This window comes from Bacillus sp. SIMBA_074, from assembly GCF_046534555.1.
Lineage (GTDB): Bacteria > Bacillota > Bacilli > Bacillales > Bacillaceae_G > Bacillus_A > Bacillus_A mycoides.
Genome location: NZ_JAWRYM010000871.1, coordinates 1 through 254 on the forward strand (window position 1 = coordinate 1; position 254 = coordinate 254).

Here is a 254-nt window from a genome sequence, read left to right on the forward strand (position 1 = left end):
CTGCCCGTGCACCAGACGTTCATCGATTCTGCTCAATACAATGTTTGGCATGGTTTATTCCCTCTGTTCTTGTTATGGAATGGATATATTTTGACCCCTCGGACAACTCTGTTGACTTCCCCACCGGGACATGGATTGTCAGGGCTGATTGCTAAACTGACCGCCCGGCTGAAAGCATAGATTTGAGCCACCAGCAGATATGGAAAGCAAAGCTGAGCATCGCTGACATTGAGCGGGGTTGGCAGTAACAGATG

The 254-nt window shown here is 49.2% G+C and carries 1 protein-coding gene; it reads left to right on the forward strand.

The window, feature by feature from the left end:
• A partial coding sequence (locus SB773_RS33245) for a hypothetical protein (RefSeq protein ID WP_410594708.1) occupies positions 1-180 on the forward strand: 180 nt, incomplete at its 5' end.
• Between the last annotated feature and the right edge of the window lie 74 nt (positions 181-254).